Here is a 17,821-nt window from a genome sequence, read left to right as displayed (position 1 = left end):
GGACAAATCCATGTTCAACGACCTCAAATCCGCCGTCCGCCCCGCGCTGGTGCTGACCCTGCTGTTCGCCGCGCTGCTCGGCATCGCCTACCCGCTCGCGCTGACCGGGATCGGCCAGACTCTGTTCCCGTCGCAGGCCAACGGCAGCCTGATCCGCGACGGCGACACCGTCATCGGCTCCGAACTGATCGGCCAGAAATTTGCCGGGCCGACCTATTTTCGCGGCCGCCCCTCCGCCGCGGGCGCCGACGGCTATGACGCCGCTGCCTCGGCTGGATCGAACCTCGGCCCCGCCGCCCAGGCGCTCACAGACCGCGTCAAGGCCGACGTCGCCACCCTTTCCGAAACGACACCGGGCTCCAACGTCCCGCCTGACCTGGTGACGACCTCTGCCTCGGGGCTCGACCCCCATATCAGCCCCGAGGCGGCTTTTTCGCAGGTGAACCGGGTTGCCGCGGCCCGCGGTCTTCCCGCCGCGCAGGTCCGGGCGCTGGTCACGGCCGCCGTCGAGCATCCGGCGCTAGGCTTTTTTGGCGAGCCGCGGGTCAATGTCCTGCTGCTCAATCGCGCCCTCGACCGCGCCCGCCCGCAAAGCTAAAGCGGTGCGATGCCGGGCCCCGCGAAAATCCTGATCGTCGAGGACGACGCGCATATCCGGCGGCTGCTGCGCGCGACGATGCAGCGCGCCGGGCATGAGGTGGCCGAGGCGGCCGACGCGCGCGCGGCGCTGGCGCTGCTCGACATCGAAAAGCCCGATGTCGTGCTGCTCGACCTTGGCCTGCCCGACCGCGACGGGCTCGAGCTGATCGGCCCGGTTCGCCAGCGGTCGGCGGCAACAATCATCGTCGTTTCGGCGCGCGACGACAGCGCCGAAAAGGTCGCGGCGCTCGATCTGGGCGCCGACGATTATCTGACCAAGCCGTTCGACACCGACGAACTGCTGGCGCGGATCCGGGCAACGCTGCGCCATCAGCGGGCGAGCGCGGCGGGGGAAGCGGTTTCGGTGATCGAAACCGGCGACCTGCGCATCGATCTGGACCACCGCCGCGTCGAGCGCGGCGGCGGCGAAGTGCATCTGACGCCCAAAGAATATGGCGTGCTCGCCGAACTCGCGCAGCGCCCCGACCGCGTGCTGAGCCATGCGCAGCTGCTCAAGGCGGTGTGGGGACCGGCGCATGCCGAGCGCGTCGAATATCTGCGGATCGCGGTGCGCGGCCTGCGTCAGAAGCTCGAGGCCGATCCGGCACGCCCGCGGCTGATCGTCAACGAACTCGCGGTGGGTTATCGCCTGTCGCTGCGCAATGCCAAGCCTGATTGATCAGCGCGCCTGCTGCGCCGCCAGGATGCGCAGGATGTTGCCGCTCCACATTTTTTCGATATCGCCGTCCGAATAGCCCGCCGCTTTCAGCTGCTCGGTCACCTTGGGCAACGCCGAAATATCCTCGATCCCGGCCAGGCCGCCGCCGCCATCCCAGTCGGCGCCGAAGCAGATATGGTCCACCCCGCCGACCTCGATCGCGCGCAGCACCATCGTCATATATTGCTCGAAATCGGCCGCCCATAGCGGCTCGACCTTGTCGAGCGCGCGCCATTTACGGTTGAGTTCGGCCTGCTCGGCGGGTGCCAGGGTGCCGATTCGCTCATATTGTCCGAACAGCGCGCCGCGTGCCGGGGTCATGTTCATATCCGACATGAAGATCGTCGAAATGCACATTGCGCCGCCCTTCGCCGCGAGCGCCTTGAGCCGCGCTTCGTCGAGGTTGCGCGGATGATCGTTCGCCGAGCGCAGGCTGGAGTGCGACAGGATAATCGGGTAGGCAGACAGCGCCAGCAGCTGGTCGAAGGCCGCATCCGAGGCATGGCTGGCGTCGATGACGATCCCCAGCCGGTTCATCTCTGCCACCCACCGTTGGCCGAGCGGACTGAGGCCGTTCCAGCGCGCCTCGCCAGTCGCGCTGTCGGCGAACTGGTTGGTCCTGGAATGCACCGGCCCCGCCATGCGGACACCCTTTTGGTGGAATTCGGCGAGCAGCGCGACGTCGTCGCCAAGCGGATAGCTGTTTTCCATCGACTTGAAGGCGATGAGCTTGCCCGCCTTGGTTAGCGTCCGCGCATCGGCTACTGTGCGCGCGGCGCCGATCGCATCGCCATGCTTGGTGATCGTCGCGTCGATCAGGTCCGAGCGCGCCCGCGCAAAGGCAAGCGCGTCGGCATAGCCCTTTGCATCGAGCGCCCCCTGTTCGGTGTAGATGACGAAAAAGCCGCCATCGAGATTGCCGTCCTGCATCCGCGGAATGTCGAGTTGGACCATATCGTCGGTCGGGCCGTGGCGGTCGGCAAAGCTCCACCCCTGCCGCTCGAAATGCAGTGGGGTGTCGAGGTGGGTGTCGAGCACCAGCATCCGGCTGTGCAGCGGTGCCTCGGGCGCCTTCGCCGCCTCCTCGCCGGTCGAGCAAGCCGATAGTGCGGTGGCGGTCAGCAGGATCGCGAAAGGCCTCACTTCTTCTCCCCCACCGGCTTCAGGTCGAGATCGTGATAATCCCAGCTAAAGTCAGCGATCTTGCTCACCGCCTTCATCGTCACGCCGGTCACCTTGCCGTCGGCATCGAGCGCGAAGGTGACATAAGCGGGTTCGATCGCCGGGTCATCGAAATCGGTGACGAAGCTGTCATATTGCCAATGTTTGAGCCGCCCCGCCATCCGCGGCGTCGAGCTGAAATCGATCGTCAGCCCGGTCGCCGCCGAGCCGACCACCACATCGCCATACCAAGGATCGCGGTACCGCCCGGCATAACCCGGCAGCGCAAGCGACGGCCCCGATTTGACCGGTGCGGCTTGCGTCTGCTTCAGATATTCCACCCCGCCCGCGAGGCGCGATTGATACCAGCTCTCCCATTTGTCGATCCAGCCATAGTCGGGTTGATCGAGATAATGGTCGAGCAGGTCGAAATAGAGGCCGAGGAGCATCCCGCTGTCTTCGCTGTTTATCATGATCGCAAAGCCGACATTTTTGTCGGGGATCATCACGACGCGGGTAATCGACCCAAACACGCCGCCGCTGTGCTGGACGATACGGTGACCGCGATAATCCTGTACCTGCCAGCCAAGGGCATAGGCTTGCTGGTTCGGCTGCGCGGGCTTCAGGCTGTCGGGCAGCGGGGTGATCGGCATCGGGGTGACCGGCGCCCACATCTCTTTGGCCTGCGCTTCGCTGAACAGCCGCTTGCCGTTCGGCAGCACCCCGTAAGCCAGCTGGACCTTGAGCCACGCCGCCATGTCGTCGGCGCTCAGCGCAAGCCCACCGGCGGGCGCGCCATTGCGGCCAAGTTCGTCACGTTCATCCAGCGCCTGCTGCGGACCCAGCCCGCGCAAGGCGCCCGAGAGACGCGCATGCGGCCATGAGCGGTTGGGAATGCGAAAGCGGTCCTCGCTGTCGCTCGTCCCGTCCTTCAGGCCGCCGGGGCGCAGGACGCGATCGCGCATGAACACCTCCCACGTCTGGCCGGTGACCTCCTCGATCAACTGGCCGGCGACGGCGTAGAGGATATTGTCATAGGCATAGGCCGAGCGGAAACTGGTCTGCGGCTTGAGGTAAGCGACGCGCTCGACGGTCTGCTTGCGGGTCAGGTTGGTGCGCGGCACGAACATCAGATCGCCCTGCCCTAGCCCCAGCCCGCTGCGATGGACGAGCAGGTCGCGGATCGTGATCTCGCGGGTCACCCAGGCATCGTGCATGCGGAACCACGGCATATGTTTGATGACCGGATCGTCCCACGCGATCTTGCCTTCGTCGACCAGGATCGCGAGCGCCGCGGCGGTCATCGCCTTGCCGGTCGACCCGGTCTGGAACAAAGTCTGTTTGTCGACCGGCGCGCGCTCGCCGAGCTTGCGAACGCCCCAGCCGCGCGACAGCGTCGTCTTGCCATCCTCGACGATCGCGATCGACACGCCGGGCGCGCCGATTTTCTGGCGCAAGGATTCGACCGTTTCCGCGATGTCTTTGGGCGGTTCGGCCCAGACGGGCGCCGCGACCGACAGCATCAACGTCACGGCAAGCAGGCGGACGACTTTCATGGCAGAGTCTCCATTCGAACGGGAGCGGGGCGCAGCAGGCGCCAGACGCCGATGGTCAGCAGCGGCGCGACAAAGACGATCAGGAACAACCAGGCGAGGAAGCGATAGCCGCTGGCAATCAGGTCGACGAGCCCGATGCGACCCGCGACAAACATGCAGCCGGTCAGGATGATCGCACCGATGATCGCGCGCGCGGTCGGCGTCAACGCGGGCCGCCCGCGGCTTTCGACCGCGCCCGAAATCCGTTCGTTGATCGCGTGCACCGCCCCCGCCCCGCTTTCGAGCAACGCGGCAAAGATCATCACCTGGAACAGGATATGGAACCCCGGCACCGTCATCTGGCGGAGCAGGAAATCGGACGGCAGCGTTTCAGCGCCGATCGCCGGATAAAAGGCCATCATCGCAACGAAGAACAGGATCGCGGGCAGCATCGACAGCGGCCCCGCGATCAGCCCTGCAACCACCGCGTCGCGCTGGCTGGTCAGGTGGCGCAGCACCGGCAAGATCACCACCGCGCCGACGATGTTGTAGCTGGCATAGGTCAGCCCGCCCGCCATCCAGTTGCCCGACGGTGGCGGTGCATTGGCGAACCCCTGCCCGATCAGACCGCCGAAACTGGCGAGCGCGAGGATCAGGAACAGGCCGTACACCGCGTAGAGCAGGAACGAGACATATTTGAACAACTGCTCGACCGCGCCGGTACCCCACGCCACCACCGCCACAATCGCGACCGCGAGCAGCACCGACCCCGCCACTTCGGGCCAGCCAAAGGTCGCGGCGCCGATCGCCCCCGCTGCGGCGCCGAACACCGCGAGGATCAGGACGACGAAGATCAGATACGCGACCTCGAAAGCAATCCAGCCGGGACCGAGAAGTCCTTTGAAGAAACTGCGATAATCATAGGCACCGAGCGACCGCGCGAGTGCAAAGGTGATCGCCGCAACGATGCTCCACACCAAAGTTGCGAGCAGCATCGCGGCAAGCCCGCCCCATGGCCCCGACGGCACGAAATATTCGGCCAGTTCGCGCCCGGTCGCGTACCCGCCGCCGATGATGACCGCTTTCAGCGCAAAACCGGGCAGCAGGAAGCGCTGGAACCAGCTCGACCCGCCGCCCGTCTCGCCCACACTCACGCGAGAATATTTTCAACGAGCGCGTCGAAGGAAACGCCGCCGCGGATCGGGTCGGTGACGGGCAGGCCGAGCCGCTGGCGCTCCGCCGCCATCAGCGCTTCGGCGGCGTCGGGGTCATAGCTGGATGTGTTGAGGCTGACCCCGCCGCAGCGGATCGCCGGGTTGGTGCGGCTACCGAGGCGTATCGTCAGGTCGATCACCTCCTCGATCGAGGGTAGCGCGAAACTTTCCATGCCCAGGATCACCTTGCGCGTCGGATCGTGGCAGACGACGAAGACGTCGGGCTGGCTGCCGTGGAGCAGGCCGAGCGACACCGCGGCATAGGCGGGGTTAAAGATCGACCCCTGCCCCTCGATCAGATCCCAATGGCTATCGGGCGCGTCGGGGCTGAGAATCTCTGCCGCGCCCGCCTCGAAATCCGAAACCACCGCGTCCATCGGCATACCGCCGCCGGCGATCATGATGCCCGTCTGGCCGGTGGCGCGAAAATCCGCGTCGATCCCGCGCAGGGCAAACGCGCGGTGCAGCGCCAGCGCGGTATATTTCTTGCCGAGCGCACAGTCGGTCCCGACCGTCAGCAGCCGTTTGCCGCTGCGTTTGCGGCCGTTGCCGATCGGGATCGACGGCGGCGGCGTCCGCACGTCGATGAGCCGCTGGCCGGTGCGCTTCGCCGCCTCCGCCAACGCGGGCAGGCTGCCCAATCGGACGTGCAGCCCGCTGACGATGTCGAGCCCCGCCTCCATCGCCTCGACCAGCGCGGCGATCCAGCTGTCGCCGATGACCCCGCCCTGGTTCGCCACCCCGATCACCAGCGAGCGCGCGCCCGCCGCCCGCGCCTCGGCGGGTGACATCGGCGGCAGGCCGGTGGTGACGGTACAGCCGCCGATCGTAAGCTCGCCGACGCAGCGGTCGGCCGCCCAGTCGGCCAGACCAAAGGCGGTCTTGGCATAGCCCGCCTCGGTCGTGTCGCCGAGGAACAGCAGATAGGGCTGCGGCAGGATCAGGCTGCCCTCCAGCCTGCCGATGGGCGCGTTCATCGTTTCCAACTCCTATCCGTTCAAAAGGCCATGTCGAGCGCGACACCAACGGTCCGCGGCTGAAGCGGCGAAATGCCAAGGAAGCTAGGCTGGTTGAGCCCGTTGGCAAAGGTCGATCGCGCCATCTCACCGTGATTGTCGAGCAGGTTGCGGGCATAAGCACGCAAAGTCCAATGGTCGTTGAACGTGATCGAGGCGTTGAGATCGACCGACGTATAGGGTTTGGCGGTCGCGACCAGCGGGTCGCTTTCGACCAGCGACAGCCGGTTGCTGGCGTGGCGAATGCCGGCGCCGAAGCTGCCCTTGTTGCCGTTACCCAGTTCGAATTCATAATCGGCGCGCAGCGCGCCGCTGAATTTCGGCACCGCGGGCAAGCGGTCGCCGTCGACGCCGCTGATGTCAGGCACATCCTCGCTGAGCGTGGCGTCGGTGTAGCTGCCGGTGGCGCTGATCGTCAGCCCGGGGGTCGGACGCAGCGCGAAGCTACCCTCGATCCCCTTGCTGCGCGCCTTGCCGCCATTTGCCCCGCCCGACACGCCGCCGAACGAGCGCACGACCTGGATGTCGGTCCAGTCCATCAGGAACAGCGCGACATCGACCGAAACCAAACGATCGGCGAAGTCGGCCTTCAGTCCGATTTCATAGTTCTTCATGCGGTCGGCATCGACCGTCGGCGGGACGTTAGGCACGATGACGTTCGGTCCGCCGGGGCGATAACCGGTCGCAAGGCGCGCATAGAGCATCGCGTCGTCGTTGATGTGGAACTGCGGGCTGATCGAATAGGTGAACACGCTTTCGGCCGATTCGCCGGGATCATCGGCCTGTGGGACGATGGCGCCCGAGCTGATCTGGCGGAAGGTCTGCTTATTGCGCGCCCAACGCAGCCCGCCGGTGATTTCAAACTGCTCGCTCAGCTTGAACGTGGCGTTGCCGAAGATCGCATATTCCTTGTACGTCGCGGGCAGCCCGACAATCGCCAGCGGGTCGAGCCCGGGGACGGGATTGCCCGCCATGTCGAACGAGCGGACAAGCTGCGAATTGCTCGTCGTCTCGTCGGTGAAGAAGCCGCCGATCAGCCACTCGAAGCGACCGCCACTCGGCGAAGCAAGCCGCACCTCTTGCGTCCATTTTTTGAGGCCGAGATCGAGCAGGAACGGGGTAATCCCCGGCGCCACCGCCCCGCCGGTGAGGAGCGGGAACAGCACGCCAAAGGCGTAGCTGGCATCCTGAACCTGTGCGCTTTGCGTCTTGCTGAAGGTCGTCGCCGAGGTCAGCGTGGCGACGCCGAAATCATAGTCGAGCGTTGCCGAATAATAGTCGAGATCGACGTCGAAGGATTCCGGGACAAAATTGTTGAACGAGCGTCCGTCGCCAAGCCGCGCACCGGTCAGATCGGCGGCATAGAGCGCGTTGCCCTCGGAATCGAGCGACTGCCAGATGCCAGCCAGCTTCACGCTGAATTCGGGGGTTGGAGTCCACAGCAGCGCCGCGCGACCGCCCCGCTGTTCATAGTCATTCTGATCGGTCAGCGCGGCGTTGTTGACGCTATCCACCCAGCCCGGCGTGCTGCGCCATGCAAAGCTGCCGCTGACCGCGAGCCTGTCCTGCACGATCGGCACATTGACCATCACTTGCGCGCCCCAGCCCAGCCCGTCGCCGCCCTTGATCGCAAAGCCCTCAACCCCAGCCTTGACGCTGAACGCATTGGTGTTCGGCTGGACGGTGACATATTTCACCAGCCCGCCGATCGAGCTGGCGCCATAAAGCGTCCCTTGCGGTCCCTTCAGCACTTCGATCCGTTCCAGATCATAAGGCATCAGATCGATCGTGAACGCCCCGGCGCGGTTGTAGATCGCACTCGACCCCACCGGCGCATCGTCCAGATAGATGCCGACGGTCTGGCTGGAATTAAGCGGCGCGACGCCGCGCAGCGTGATCGTGGTCTGGCCGGGCGTCCCGCTGTTGCTGACGTTCATGCCGGGGACGTATCCCGCATAGTCGACCAGCGATGCCGAGCCCTGTTGCTGAAGCTCTTCACCATTCACGACGGCGATCGAAATCGGCACGTCCTGCACATTCTGGACGCGCTTTTGCGCGGTGACGACGATCTCGCCCGCCGCTTCGACCGCGCCCGCTTCCTGTGCTTGCGCCGGCATCGCGGCGATCAATGCGGCCATGCTTGCCGCGAAATACAGTCCCTTGTTCATTGTCTTACCCCCAGACTTGCGCGAGCAGGCGGCGGAAATTGCCCCCCAGCACGGCCGTGATATTTTCGTTGGAATAGCCCCGGCGGATCAGCTCCTCGGTCAGGTCAAAGACCTTCAAAGGATGATCGAAGCCGTCGATGTCGATCTTGTCGCGAAAGGCGTAGCTGCCTTTGTAGCTACCCTTGAGCAGCGCATATTCGTCGGGCTTCATGTCGTCATAGCCGTTGAGGTCGGCGTCCGATCCGATGCCGACATGATCGATCCCGACCAGCTTGGCGACATGGTCGATATGGTCGGCCATATGCCCGACATTGGTCGGATCGGTCGTGCGGACGAACATCCGCACCCCGGTGATCCCCATCACCCCGCCCTTGGCCGCCAGCGCCTTGATCGCCGTGTCGGTCTTGACGCGCGGATGATCGACGAGCGCGCGCGCGTTGCTGTGGGTGATCGCAATCGGTCCCTTCGCGATCTCGATCGCGTCCAGGGTCGTTTTGTCACCGCAATGCGAAACGTCGACCAGCATGCGCTGCTTTTCCATTTCGGCGATGATCGCGGCGCCATAGTCGCTGACCCCGCCGTCGATCCGTTCGGTGCTGCCCGATCCGATCAAATTCTGGCTGTTATAGGTGAGCTGCGCGCAGCGCAGGCCGAGGCGACGGAACAGCGCGACATCCTCGATCTTTTCAAAATGCTCTGCATTCTGGATGCCCATGATGACGGCGCATGTCTTGTTCGCCTTGGCGCGATCGAGATCCTGAACGGTGTCGACGAGCGTGAACACATGGCTGTTGCGCCCGGCAAAGCCCTGCCACCCCGCGAGGAAGGTCAGCGCCTGTTGCTTGGCATCGGGGCCGCCCAGGCCGTAAGCGTTGTGAAAGCCGGTGATGCCGCTGGCGCGAAACTCCGCCGCTTCGGCATCGGTCAGCCGGTGCGCGACATAATCCTCCGCCAGCGTGATCTTGAGCGGCGCGAGCATGTCGATGACGAGCGACGCGGCGACCACATCGACGGCGCGGCGCGAATAGCGGCGGCCCGGCGCCGCGGCAAACGCATATGCCCCCCTGTTCACCATCGGCGCAGACAAGCCGGCGCCGACCGCGCCCGCGATGACCGCGCGGCGCGTTACTGCGAATGACCCGGTCATTCCAGCCTCCCTCTCAACCAAATTTCAATATGACGATTATTGTCCTAATCAGAAAATTGTCAACCCATTTAGGACATAATTTTGTCATCATCCCCAAATTTCTGGCGCGCAGTGAATCATCCCGCCGCGATATTCGACACCCGGCACCCGATCGCGCGCCAGGAAGGTCGGCCCGTCGAGGTCGACGATGTCGCACTGCTGGCCCAGCACAAACGACGGCGCCATCGACAGGCTGGTTCCCATCATGTTGCCCACCATCACGTCGAGCCCCAGCAGCCGCGCCTGCTGCGCGATCGCCAGCCCCTCGGTCAGCCCGCCGCATTTATCGAGCTTGATATTGACGACGTCGAAGCGGCCGACGAGCGTCGCGGTATCGGCGAGCGTCACCGCACTTTCGTCGGCGACAAAGGGCAGCGGCCGTTTCAGCCCGTCGAGATCGGCCTCGCGCCCGCGTTTCAGCGGCTGTTCGAGCTGCGCGACGCGGGTCTGGACCAGCACCGGCAGCAGTTCCGCCAGGGTGCGAATATCATAACCCTGGTTAGCATCGACCCCGATCCACGCATGCGGGCGCGCGGTGCGGATCGCGACGACGCGGGCGATGTCGTCGCCCAGATCGCCGGTGAGCTTGACCTTGATCGGTGCCTCCGGATCGATCGCCAGCGCCGCCTTTGCCATATTGCCCGCGCTGTCGGCACCGAGCGTCAGCGTCGAGGGCAGCGCGCGCGGCGGTTTCAGTCCCGCCAGCTCCCACACCGGTCGCCCCGCCTGCTTTGCCCCCAGATCCCAGAACGCGCAGTCGAGCGCATTCCGTGCGCCGCCCGGCGGCAGCAATTGCTGCAAATCGGCGCGCGTTGCGCCGCGTTCGATCGCGCCGCGCACCCGCGTTGCTTCGGCCAGCATATGGTCGATGTCGTCGCCCAGATAATAGACCCCCGCCCCCTCGCCGCGCCCGACATGCGTGCCATCGGACAGTTCGGCGACGAGCAGCGCGGTTTCGGTGAAGACATGCCCCGAAATGCGGAACGGCTGGTGGTAAGGAAACCGCTCGACCCTGAGGTCGAGCGTCAGTTCTTGCGTCATTTGCGTCGCCATCAATAGACCATCCCGAAGCCATAGAGGTGAAACACCAGCGTTACCCACACCAGTGGCAGCGCCGCTAGCACGAGCAGCACCGCGCCGAGCTTCATCGTCCAGCGGCGCTTGTCCTTGATCGTCAGCCACAGATGCCAGCCGGCAGTAGCCAGCAGGCCGAACGCCGCCACCGGAGTCAGGATACGCAGCAGATGGATCAGCCAGTCGAGCGGGCCGCCGAGGCTGCCGATGTCCGCCGAGAAAGCCGCGATGAGTCCGAGCCAGCCCGCCAGCGCCGCCAGGACCAGCCAGGCAAATACCCGCGACAGGCGGTACGCCCGCCGCGATTTGCCCTCGAGCGCGAAATCGGCCTTGAAACTGCGCCGCACCAGCGCCCGCACCGGCCACGCCAGCGCGGCGAGCAGCACGATGCCGAGCGCAGCGATCAGCGCCGGGTTGAGCCAAGCGGCATTGACGCTCGCCGGGGCGGGTTCGAACACCATGAAGGGCGAACCGGCATCGACGCTGAAGCGCACGACGCGGCCATCCTTGACCTCGGCGGCGAGCCGCTCGCCGGTGCCGCGGTCGCGCCACACAAAGGGTTCGACCTCGACCCAATCGCGCGCGCCGGCGCCGAGGCCATCGAGCGCGGGGAAGGTGATCTTGCCATCTTCGGTCAGCGTGATGCTCGCCTGCCCCAGCAGGCCCAGCAGGCTCATGAAGTTGGTGAACGATCCGCGGCTGCTGACATAATTGCCCACCATCATCTGCGCATGCTGGGTAGCGGTCTTGGCGTCGACGATCCCCGCCTTGTCCTCGCCAGGCAAATAACGATCGGCGAATTTGTGGAACAGCGCGCTGCGCACCGCCCCCGCATCGCCCTGCGTCCCGGCGCTGTTCATCGACACATAGACGCCGATGTCGTCCGCGGGGAACAGCCACAGATAGGAGTGGAACCAGACGGTATCGCCGCCATGCGCGATCGCGCGCCGACCATTGACCCATTGTTCGTAGAAACCGAGCGCCATGCTGTTGAGCGGACCAACCCCGGGCGCCTTGAAATCATGCATCTGTTTCGTGGTTTCCGGTTTCATCAGCCCGGCGCCGTCGTTGAGGTGCGCGATCATGAACTTGCCCATGTCGGCGCCGCTCGCCGACAGGCTGCCCGCCGGACCGGGGATGACGATCTCGAACGGCTTCGCCTTTTGCGTGACGTCGGGATAGCCCTTGGCCATATGCGGCGCGAGGCGTGCCGGCAGCGGCTGGCGAAAGGTCGAATGCGTCATGCGGAGCGGCGTGAAGATGTGATTTTCGATATAATTGTCAAACGGTTCGCCGCTGACGCGCTCGACGATATAGCCCGCCAGCGCCGTCGCATAATTGGAGTAAGCGGGTGTCGTCCCCGGCGCGAACACCCGCTGCGGCAGCGCCAGCGGCATCTGCTGCTTCAACGTCATCACCGCTTTCGGATCGCTGCTGATCAGGTGGCGCACCGATTCCTCGAACCCCGGGGTATGGGTCATGATGTTGCGCATCGTGACGGGCTTGCCCTGATAGGGCGGAATTTTGAAATCGAGATAGGCGTTCACATCCTTGTCGAGGTCGATCTTGCCCGCCTCGACCTGCTGCATCACCGCGGTCCAGGTCAGCAGCTTCGACACCGATCCGGGACGGAACATCGTCGTTTCGGGAAGCACCGGCGCGCGCTTGGCGACATCGGCAAAGCCATAGCCCTTTTGCAGCACGACTTGATCGCCGCGCACCACCACCACGACCGCACCCGGAATGCGCGCACGTTCGAGCGCATAGGGCAGATAGCCGTCCATCCACGCCTCCAGGTCGGTAGCATCGAGCGTCACGGGCCGGGCGGACGCCGCTGGAGCGGGCGCCGCAGCGGTATCGACTTTCTTCGCGGTCGGTGCGGGCAGCGGCCCCTGCGCCGCCAGCGGCAGTGCCGCGAGCGCCGCCAGTCCGATCATCGCCTTGCGGATGAAACGCATCACTTTCCCCTTTTGTCTGGCACGTCCTGTCTGACCTTGCAGCAAGCCGCGCGACGCCTTACCAAGGGCTAACAACTGTTAGCCCAATAGGGACATAATGATCCTGATTAGAAAATTGTCAAATATGGAATGGAAAAATTGATGGCGGCTCGCGCAGCCCCGCCCACACTCGGCACCGTAATGAAGAGCATTCGCTCGCGAAACGGCTGGACGCTCAAGGAGATGAGCGCGAAATCGGGCATCCCGGTGTCGACCCTGTCAAAGGTCGAGCATGACCGGCTGACGCTGAGTTACGACAAGCTCCAACAGCTCAGCCAGCGACTCAGCATCCGCATGTCCGACCTGTTTGCCGAGGATGAGGGCGACAGCGCGCCGCGGGTTACCGGTCGTCGCAGCGTCGGGACGATCGATCAGGCGGTGCGCGTCACCACCGACAATTATGACTATCATTACCTCTGCACCGACCTGCGCCAGAAACGGATGATCCCGATCATCACCCGCATCCGCGCCCACAGTGCGCGCGAATTCGGCGAGCTTGTTCGCCATCAGGGCGAAGAATTCATCTACGTGCTGGAGGGCGAGATCGAGATTCACACCGAATTTTACGACCCCGTTACGCTCAAGACCGGTCAGGGCATCTATCTCGATTCGTCGATGGGCCACGCTTATGTCGTCGCCGATGGGTTCGACGAGGCGCTGGTGCTCGGCGTCTGTTCCAGCGCCGACGACGGGCTGATGGATTCGCTGATGAGCCTGCACGGCTGACCCTCTTTTCGGAGAAAATTTATGGCACCGCCCCGGCGCTTCGTTCCTGCCCTGTCGCTGCTGTGCAGTTCGATGTTGCTGTCGGCGTCGGTTGCCGCGCAGGCGCCTTCCTATGACCTGATCATTCGCGGCGGCACGATCTACGATGGATCGGGCCAGCCGCCCGTCGTCGGCGATGTCGCTATCAAGGATGACCGCATCGTCGCCGTGGGCAAGGTAGCCGGAACGGCGAAAAGCGAGGTGCAGGCCAATGGCATGGCGGTGGCGCCGGGGTTCATCAACATGCTGAGCTGGGCCACCGAATCGCTGATCGTCGATCCCAAAAGCCAGAGCGACATCCGGCAGGGCGTGACGCTGGAGGTCATGGGCGAAGGCTGGTCGATGGGACCGCTGAGCCCGGCGATGAAGCGCCAAGAAACCGAGCGTCAGGGCGACCTCAAATTCCCCATCGAATGGACCAGCCTCGGCGACTATCTCGGCTATCTGGAAAAACGCGGCGTTTCGACCAACGTCGCAAGCTTTGTCGGCGCGGCGACGGTGCGCGTGCATGAACTGGGCGAAGGCGATGTCGACCCAACCCCCGAGCAGCTCGAACGGATGCGCGCGCTGGTGCGGCAGGCGATGAACGAAGGTGCGATGGGGGTCGGCAGCTCGCTGATCTACGCGCCAGGCTCCTACGCCGAAACCGACGAACTGGTCGCGCTGACCAGCGCGGCCGCGAAATGCGGCGGCATGTATATCAGTCACATGCGCTCCGAAGGCGACCGGCTGGAGGAGGCCGTCGACGAACTGATCGAAATCTCGCGCCGATCGGGCGCTCCCGCCGAAATCTATCATCTCAAGATGGCGGGACGCAGCAACTGGGGCAAGCTCGACGCGGTGGTGAAGAAGATCGAGGCCGCGCGCGCCGCGGGGCAACGGATCACCACCGATATGTACACCTACACCGCGGGCGCCACCGGGCTCGATGCGGCGATGCCGACCTGGGTGCAGGCGGGCGGGCTGGAAGCGTGGATCGAGCGGCTGAAGGATCCCGCCACCCGCGCGCGCGTTGCGGCCGAGATGAAGCATCCGGGCAGCGACTGGGAAAATCTCTATATCGGGGCTGGCGCCGACAAGATGATCCTGTCGGGCTTCAAGAACGAAAAGCTCAAACCGCTGACCGGCAAGACGCTGGCCGAGGTCGCAGCGATGCGCGGCAAGTCGCCCGAGGAAACCGCAATGGACCTGGTGGTCGAGGACGGCTCGCGTGTCGGCACCGTCTATTTCCTGATGTCGGAGGATAATGTCCGCAAGCAGATCCAGTTGCCGTGGATGAGCTTCGGTTCGGACGGCGCGTCGCAGGCGGCCGAGGGCGATTTCCTGAAATCGGGCGCGCACCCGCGCACCTATGGCAATTTCGCCCGCCTGCTCGGCCGCTATGTCCGCGACGAGAAGCTGATCTCGCTGGAACAGGCGGTGTACCGCCTGACCACCCTCCCCGCCGCGAACCTTGGCATCAAGGACCGCGGCGCGCTCCAGCCCGGCTATTATGCCGATGTCGTAGTTTTCGATCCCGCAACGATCGCCGACCGCTCGACCTTCGAGGATCCGCACCAATATTCGGTCGGGATGCGCGACGTGTTCGTCAACGGCGTCGCGGTGCTGCGCGGCGGCGAACATAGCGGCGCGACACCCGGGCGGGCCGTGCGCGGCGCGGGCTGGAACCGCTGCGGCTAGCATGTTGGACTAACCGCCTGTTTTGACGTCGCTTTGGACGCACGCGTTCAAAAGCGATCGGATATGCGCGCAAATTACCCGAAATTCGGCTTAAATCCGCCGCGCGCGGCCCGTTAAATGTCGCATGACCACCAAAGCAACACCATCGAACGAGCCGGTAGGACGGCTTTTGGATTGGCTGGGGCTACGCCGAACCCACGGCGCGCCCCCTGCAGGACGGCCCGCGCCGCCCGACGGCGGCGGCGGCACGCGCGATCTGGCCCAGCTGGCGCGGCACCAGCTGATCGGCACGATCATGGCGTTTCTGGTCGACAATGATCTCGACGTGTCGCCGGGCAATCTGCTGCTCGCGCACGCCGCCTTTTCGGGCATGAACCCGCATCTGGCGCGCCAGATCACCACGCGGTCGCAATCGGCCGACGGAATCACCCAGCAATGGCTGAACGAACTGGGCGAACAGAATAGCGGCCAGGCCGACCATGCCGATCTCGACCGCCTGATGACGCGGCTCGAAACCAATCTTGAATCCTTTCACGTCCACGCCAAGGAAGCGCGGACCGTCACCAGCGATTATGGTACCGAACTCGAACAGCATGTCGACGATCTGGAGCAGCTGCAGAAAACCGGGCGGATCGTCTCCAGCCTGGCCGACCTGGCCAAGGTCATGCTCGAACGCACGCGCAAGGCCGAGGATCATATGCGCAAGAGCGAGGACGAGGCCAAGGCGCTGCGCCGCAGCCTCGAACGCGCCAAGCGCGACGCCGAACTCGATTTCCTCACCGGCCTGCCCAACCGCCGCGCCTTTGAAATCCTGCTCGACCGCCATTTCAAGGAAGCGCGCGCCGCGTGCGAACCGCTCAGTGTCGCCTTTTGCGACATCGACGAATTCAAGAAGGTCAACGACATCCACGGCCATGAAGCCGGCGACCGGGTGATCAAGGCGATCGCCGACACGCTGGCGCGCATCTCCGACGACCGCTGCCACGTCGCGCGGCACGGCGGCGAGGAATTTGTCATGCTGTTCCGCGGCCTGACCCCGACGCAGGCCGCCGAGCGGCTCGACGAAGCGCGCGAACAGCTCGCCGAACGCCGCTTGATCAACCGCAAGACCGACGAACCGTTCGGACAGATCACCTTCTCGGGCGGGGTGGCCGACGTCTTTGGCTATGGCGAAACGCGCGGCGCGCTGAAGGCCGCCGACGATGCGTTGTACAAGGCGAAGGCGGGCGGGCGAAACCGCATCGAACTCGCCGACCCGGCATAACCGGTCCAGCTTCCCGCGAGGGGGCGGGACGCCGCGGGACAGAGCGCACCAGAGCGCGCTGCCCCGCGGCGATTGCCGTCTCAGACGGCCGGGCGCCGGGCGTAGATGCCAAAGCCTGCGATGACCGCATAGCAAAGCGCCGGGAGCAACATCGCGGTGGCAAGGCTGCCCGTCAGATCGGCGATTGCGCCGGTCGCGAGCGGCACGACGGCGCCGCCGAAGATCGCGACGTTGATGATCCCTGAGCCGTCTGCAGCGCGGCTGCCGAGCTTTTCCGACGCCAGGCTGAAGATAGTCGGGAACATGATCGAGTTCATCAGCCCGACCGCGAGCAGGCTATAACCAGACACGACACCGCTGCTGTTAGTCGAGATCAGGATCAGCGCGATTGCTCCCGCAGCGACGAACGCCAGCAGCTTGCCGGGGCTGATCACCCGCATCAGCGCCGAACCGATAAAGCGCCCGACCATGGCGCCGCCCCAATATAGTCCGATCAGCTTGCCCGCGGCCTGTTCCTGCAACCCCATCACGCCGGGCTGCATCAGATAGTTGACAACCAGCGAGCCGATCGACACCTCCGCTCCGACGTACAGAAAGATGCACAGCGCGCCGTAGCCGAAGCGCGGGCGCTTCAGCAAATCGACGCCAGCCAGCCCGGCGCTCGCCTCGTGCCGCTCGCCCCGCAAGCGATTGCGAAACAGCCACACCGCGCCCGCGACGACGGCAAGCGCCACCGCGATGCCAAGGTAGCCGTTGACGATCGCCTGGCTTTCGGCGGTGCGATAGGCATCAAGTTCGGCCCCCGAAAGCTGGTCGGCGCTCATCGTCGCCAGACTGCCAAGGATCAGAATCGAGCCGACGATCGGGAATATGGTGGTGCCAAGCGAATTGAACGCCTGCGCAAAGGTCAGCCGACTGTGCGCCGTTTCGGGCTTGCCGAGCAGCGAGATCAGCGGATTGGCAACGACCTGGACGATCACCACCCCGCTCGCCAGCACGAACAGCGCGAACAGGAACAGTTCGTAAACCGCATTCTGCGAGGCGGGGATAAACAGCAGACAGCCGACCATCATCGTCAGCAATCCGGCGACCGCACCGCGCATATAACCGATCTTCTTGACCAGCTTCGCACCCGGAATGCCGATCACCAGATAGGCGGTAAAGAAGCAGAACTGCACCAGCATCGCTTGGGTATAATTCAGCGTAAACAGCTCTTTGAGCTTTGGAATGATCACGTCGTTGAGGCTGGTGATACCACCGAAAATGAAAAACAGCCCCATCACGAACAGGCGCAGTTCGGGGGCATCGACATGCGTCCCCTCGCCTTCGCTCGCGACCGGATCGCTGCTCGATGTGACATCCGGCATCAACGCCATCCAATCTCTCCCCGATATGTTTTTTGGG

General features: G+C 64.7%; 14 protein-coding genes. 5 read left to right on the top strand and 9 right to left on the bottom strand.

The genetic code is table 11. The annotated features are described in order from the left end of the window. The first annotated feature begins 10 nt into the window (after positions 1-10). Together kdpC and ACTIFP_RS03845 are read left to right on the top strand one after the other, a co-directional pair. Entirely contained in the window at positions 11-598 is a 588-nt protein-coding gene (gene kdpC / locus ACTIFP_RS03850) for a potassium-transporting ATPase subunit KdpC (protein ID WP_439567394.1), read from the top strand. Between the two features lie 9 nt (positions 599-607). Then, complete coding sequence (locus ACTIFP_RS03845) at positions 608-1,318, top strand: response regulator (protein WP_439567393.1); 711 nt, start codon at positions 608-610, stop codon at positions 1,316-1,318. On the opposite strand, the gene ACTIFP_RS03840 is transcribed toward ACTIFP_RS03845, so the two are convergent. The 8 genes from ACTIFP_RS03840 to ACTIFP_RS03805 all read right to left on the bottom strand — a co-directional run bounded on the left by ACTIFP_RS03840 (position 1,319) and on the right by ACTIFP_RS03805 (position 12,669). Then, positions 1,319-2,500 (bottom strand): dipeptidase, encoded by a 1,182-nt coding sequence (locus ACTIFP_RS03840; protein WP_439567392.1) that lies wholly within the window; start codon positions 2,498-2,500, stop codon positions 1,319-1,321. Further along, the gene (locus ACTIFP_RS03835; RefSeq protein WP_439567391.1) at positions 2,497-4,074 is read right to left on the bottom strand and encodes a serine hydrolase; all 1,578 of its coding nucleotides are present in this window, start codon (positions 4,072-4,074) and stop codon (positions 2,497-2,499) included. Before ACTIFP_RS03835 ends, ACTIFP_RS03840 begins: the two co-directional genes overlap by 4 nt. After that, positions 4,071-5,207: a YkvI family membrane protein gene (locus ACTIFP_RS03830; protein ID WP_439567390.1), complete on the bottom strand. Its 1,137-nt coding sequence runs from the start codon at positions 5,205-5,207 to the stop codon at positions 4,071-4,073. The genes ACTIFP_RS03835 and ACTIFP_RS03830 overlap by 4 nt, the downstream gene beginning before the upstream one ends. Continuing rightward, positions 5,204-6,244 carry a DUF1611 domain-containing protein gene (locus ACTIFP_RS03825; RefSeq protein WP_439567389.1) on the bottom strand — a complete coding sequence of 347 codons (1,041 nt, stop codon included), beginning with the start codon at positions 6,242-6,244 and terminating at the stop codon, positions 5,204-5,206. Before ACTIFP_RS03825 ends, ACTIFP_RS03830 begins: the two co-directional genes overlap by 4 nt. A gap of 20 nt (positions 6,245-6,264) precedes the next feature. Beyond that, positions 6,265-8,451 (bottom strand): TonB-dependent receptor, encoded by a 2,187-nt coding sequence (locus ACTIFP_RS03820; RefSeq protein ID WP_439567388.1) that lies wholly within the window; start codon positions 8,449-8,451, stop codon positions 6,265-6,267. A 4-nt stretch (positions 8,452-8,455) separates the two neighbouring features. Further along, positions 8,456-9,598, bottom strand: coding sequence for a dipeptidase (locus tag ACTIFP_RS03815; RefSeq protein WP_439567387.1), 1,143 nt, complete (start codon positions 9,596-9,598; stop codon positions 8,456-8,458). A gap of 87 nt (positions 9,599-9,685) precedes the next feature. Further along, a complete protein-coding gene (locus ACTIFP_RS03810; protein ID WP_439567386.1) occupies positions 9,686-10,678 on the bottom strand; it encodes a dipeptide epimerase in 993 nt (330 codons plus the stop codon). 11 nt (positions 10,679-10,689) lie between these two features. Continuing rightward, positions 10,690-12,669: a serine hydrolase domain-containing protein gene (locus ACTIFP_RS03805; protein ID WP_439567385.1), complete on the bottom strand. Its 1,980-nt coding sequence runs from the start codon at positions 12,667-12,669 to the stop codon at positions 10,690-10,692. A gap of 141 nt (positions 12,670-12,810) precedes the next feature. On the opposite strand from ACTIFP_RS03805, the gene ACTIFP_RS03800 reads away from it, so the two are divergent. The 3 genes from ACTIFP_RS03800 (at position 12,811) to ACTIFP_RS03790 (ending at position 16,417) form a co-directional block, all read left to right on the top strand. After that, positions 12,811-13,434, top strand: a complete 624-nt coding sequence (locus ACTIFP_RS03800) for a helix-turn-helix domain-containing protein (protein WP_120218241.1) — start codon at positions 12,811-12,813, stop codon at positions 13,432-13,434. 21 nt (positions 13,435-13,455) lie between these two features. Next, a complete protein-coding gene (locus ACTIFP_RS03795) occupies positions 13,456-15,153 on the top strand; it encodes an N-acyl-D-amino-acid deacylase family protein (protein WP_439567384.1) in 1,698 nt (565 codons plus the stop codon). A gap of 124 nt (positions 15,154-15,277) precedes the next feature. After that, on the top strand, positions 15,278-16,417 hold the full coding sequence (locus tag ACTIFP_RS03790; RefSeq protein ID WP_439567383.1) for a GGDEF domain-containing protein: 1,140 nt from the start codon (positions 15,278-15,280) through the stop codon (positions 16,415-16,417). A gap of 80 nt (positions 16,418-16,497) precedes the next feature. On the opposite strand, the gene ACTIFP_RS03785 is transcribed toward ACTIFP_RS03790, so the two are convergent. Continuing rightward, positions 16,498-17,793: a sugar MFS transporter gene (locus tag ACTIFP_RS03785; RefSeq protein ID WP_439567382.1), complete on the bottom strand. Its 1,296-nt coding sequence runs from the start codon at positions 17,791-17,793 to the stop codon at positions 16,498-16,500. Positions 17,794-17,821: the final 28 nt, after the last annotated feature.

It is taken from the genome of Sphingopyxis sp. (assembly GCF_051861155.1).
GTDB lineage: Bacteria > Pseudomonadota > Alphaproteobacteria > Sphingomonadales > Sphingomonadaceae > Sphingopyxis.
This window is presented reverse-complemented; position numbering and strand designations above follow the sequence as displayed.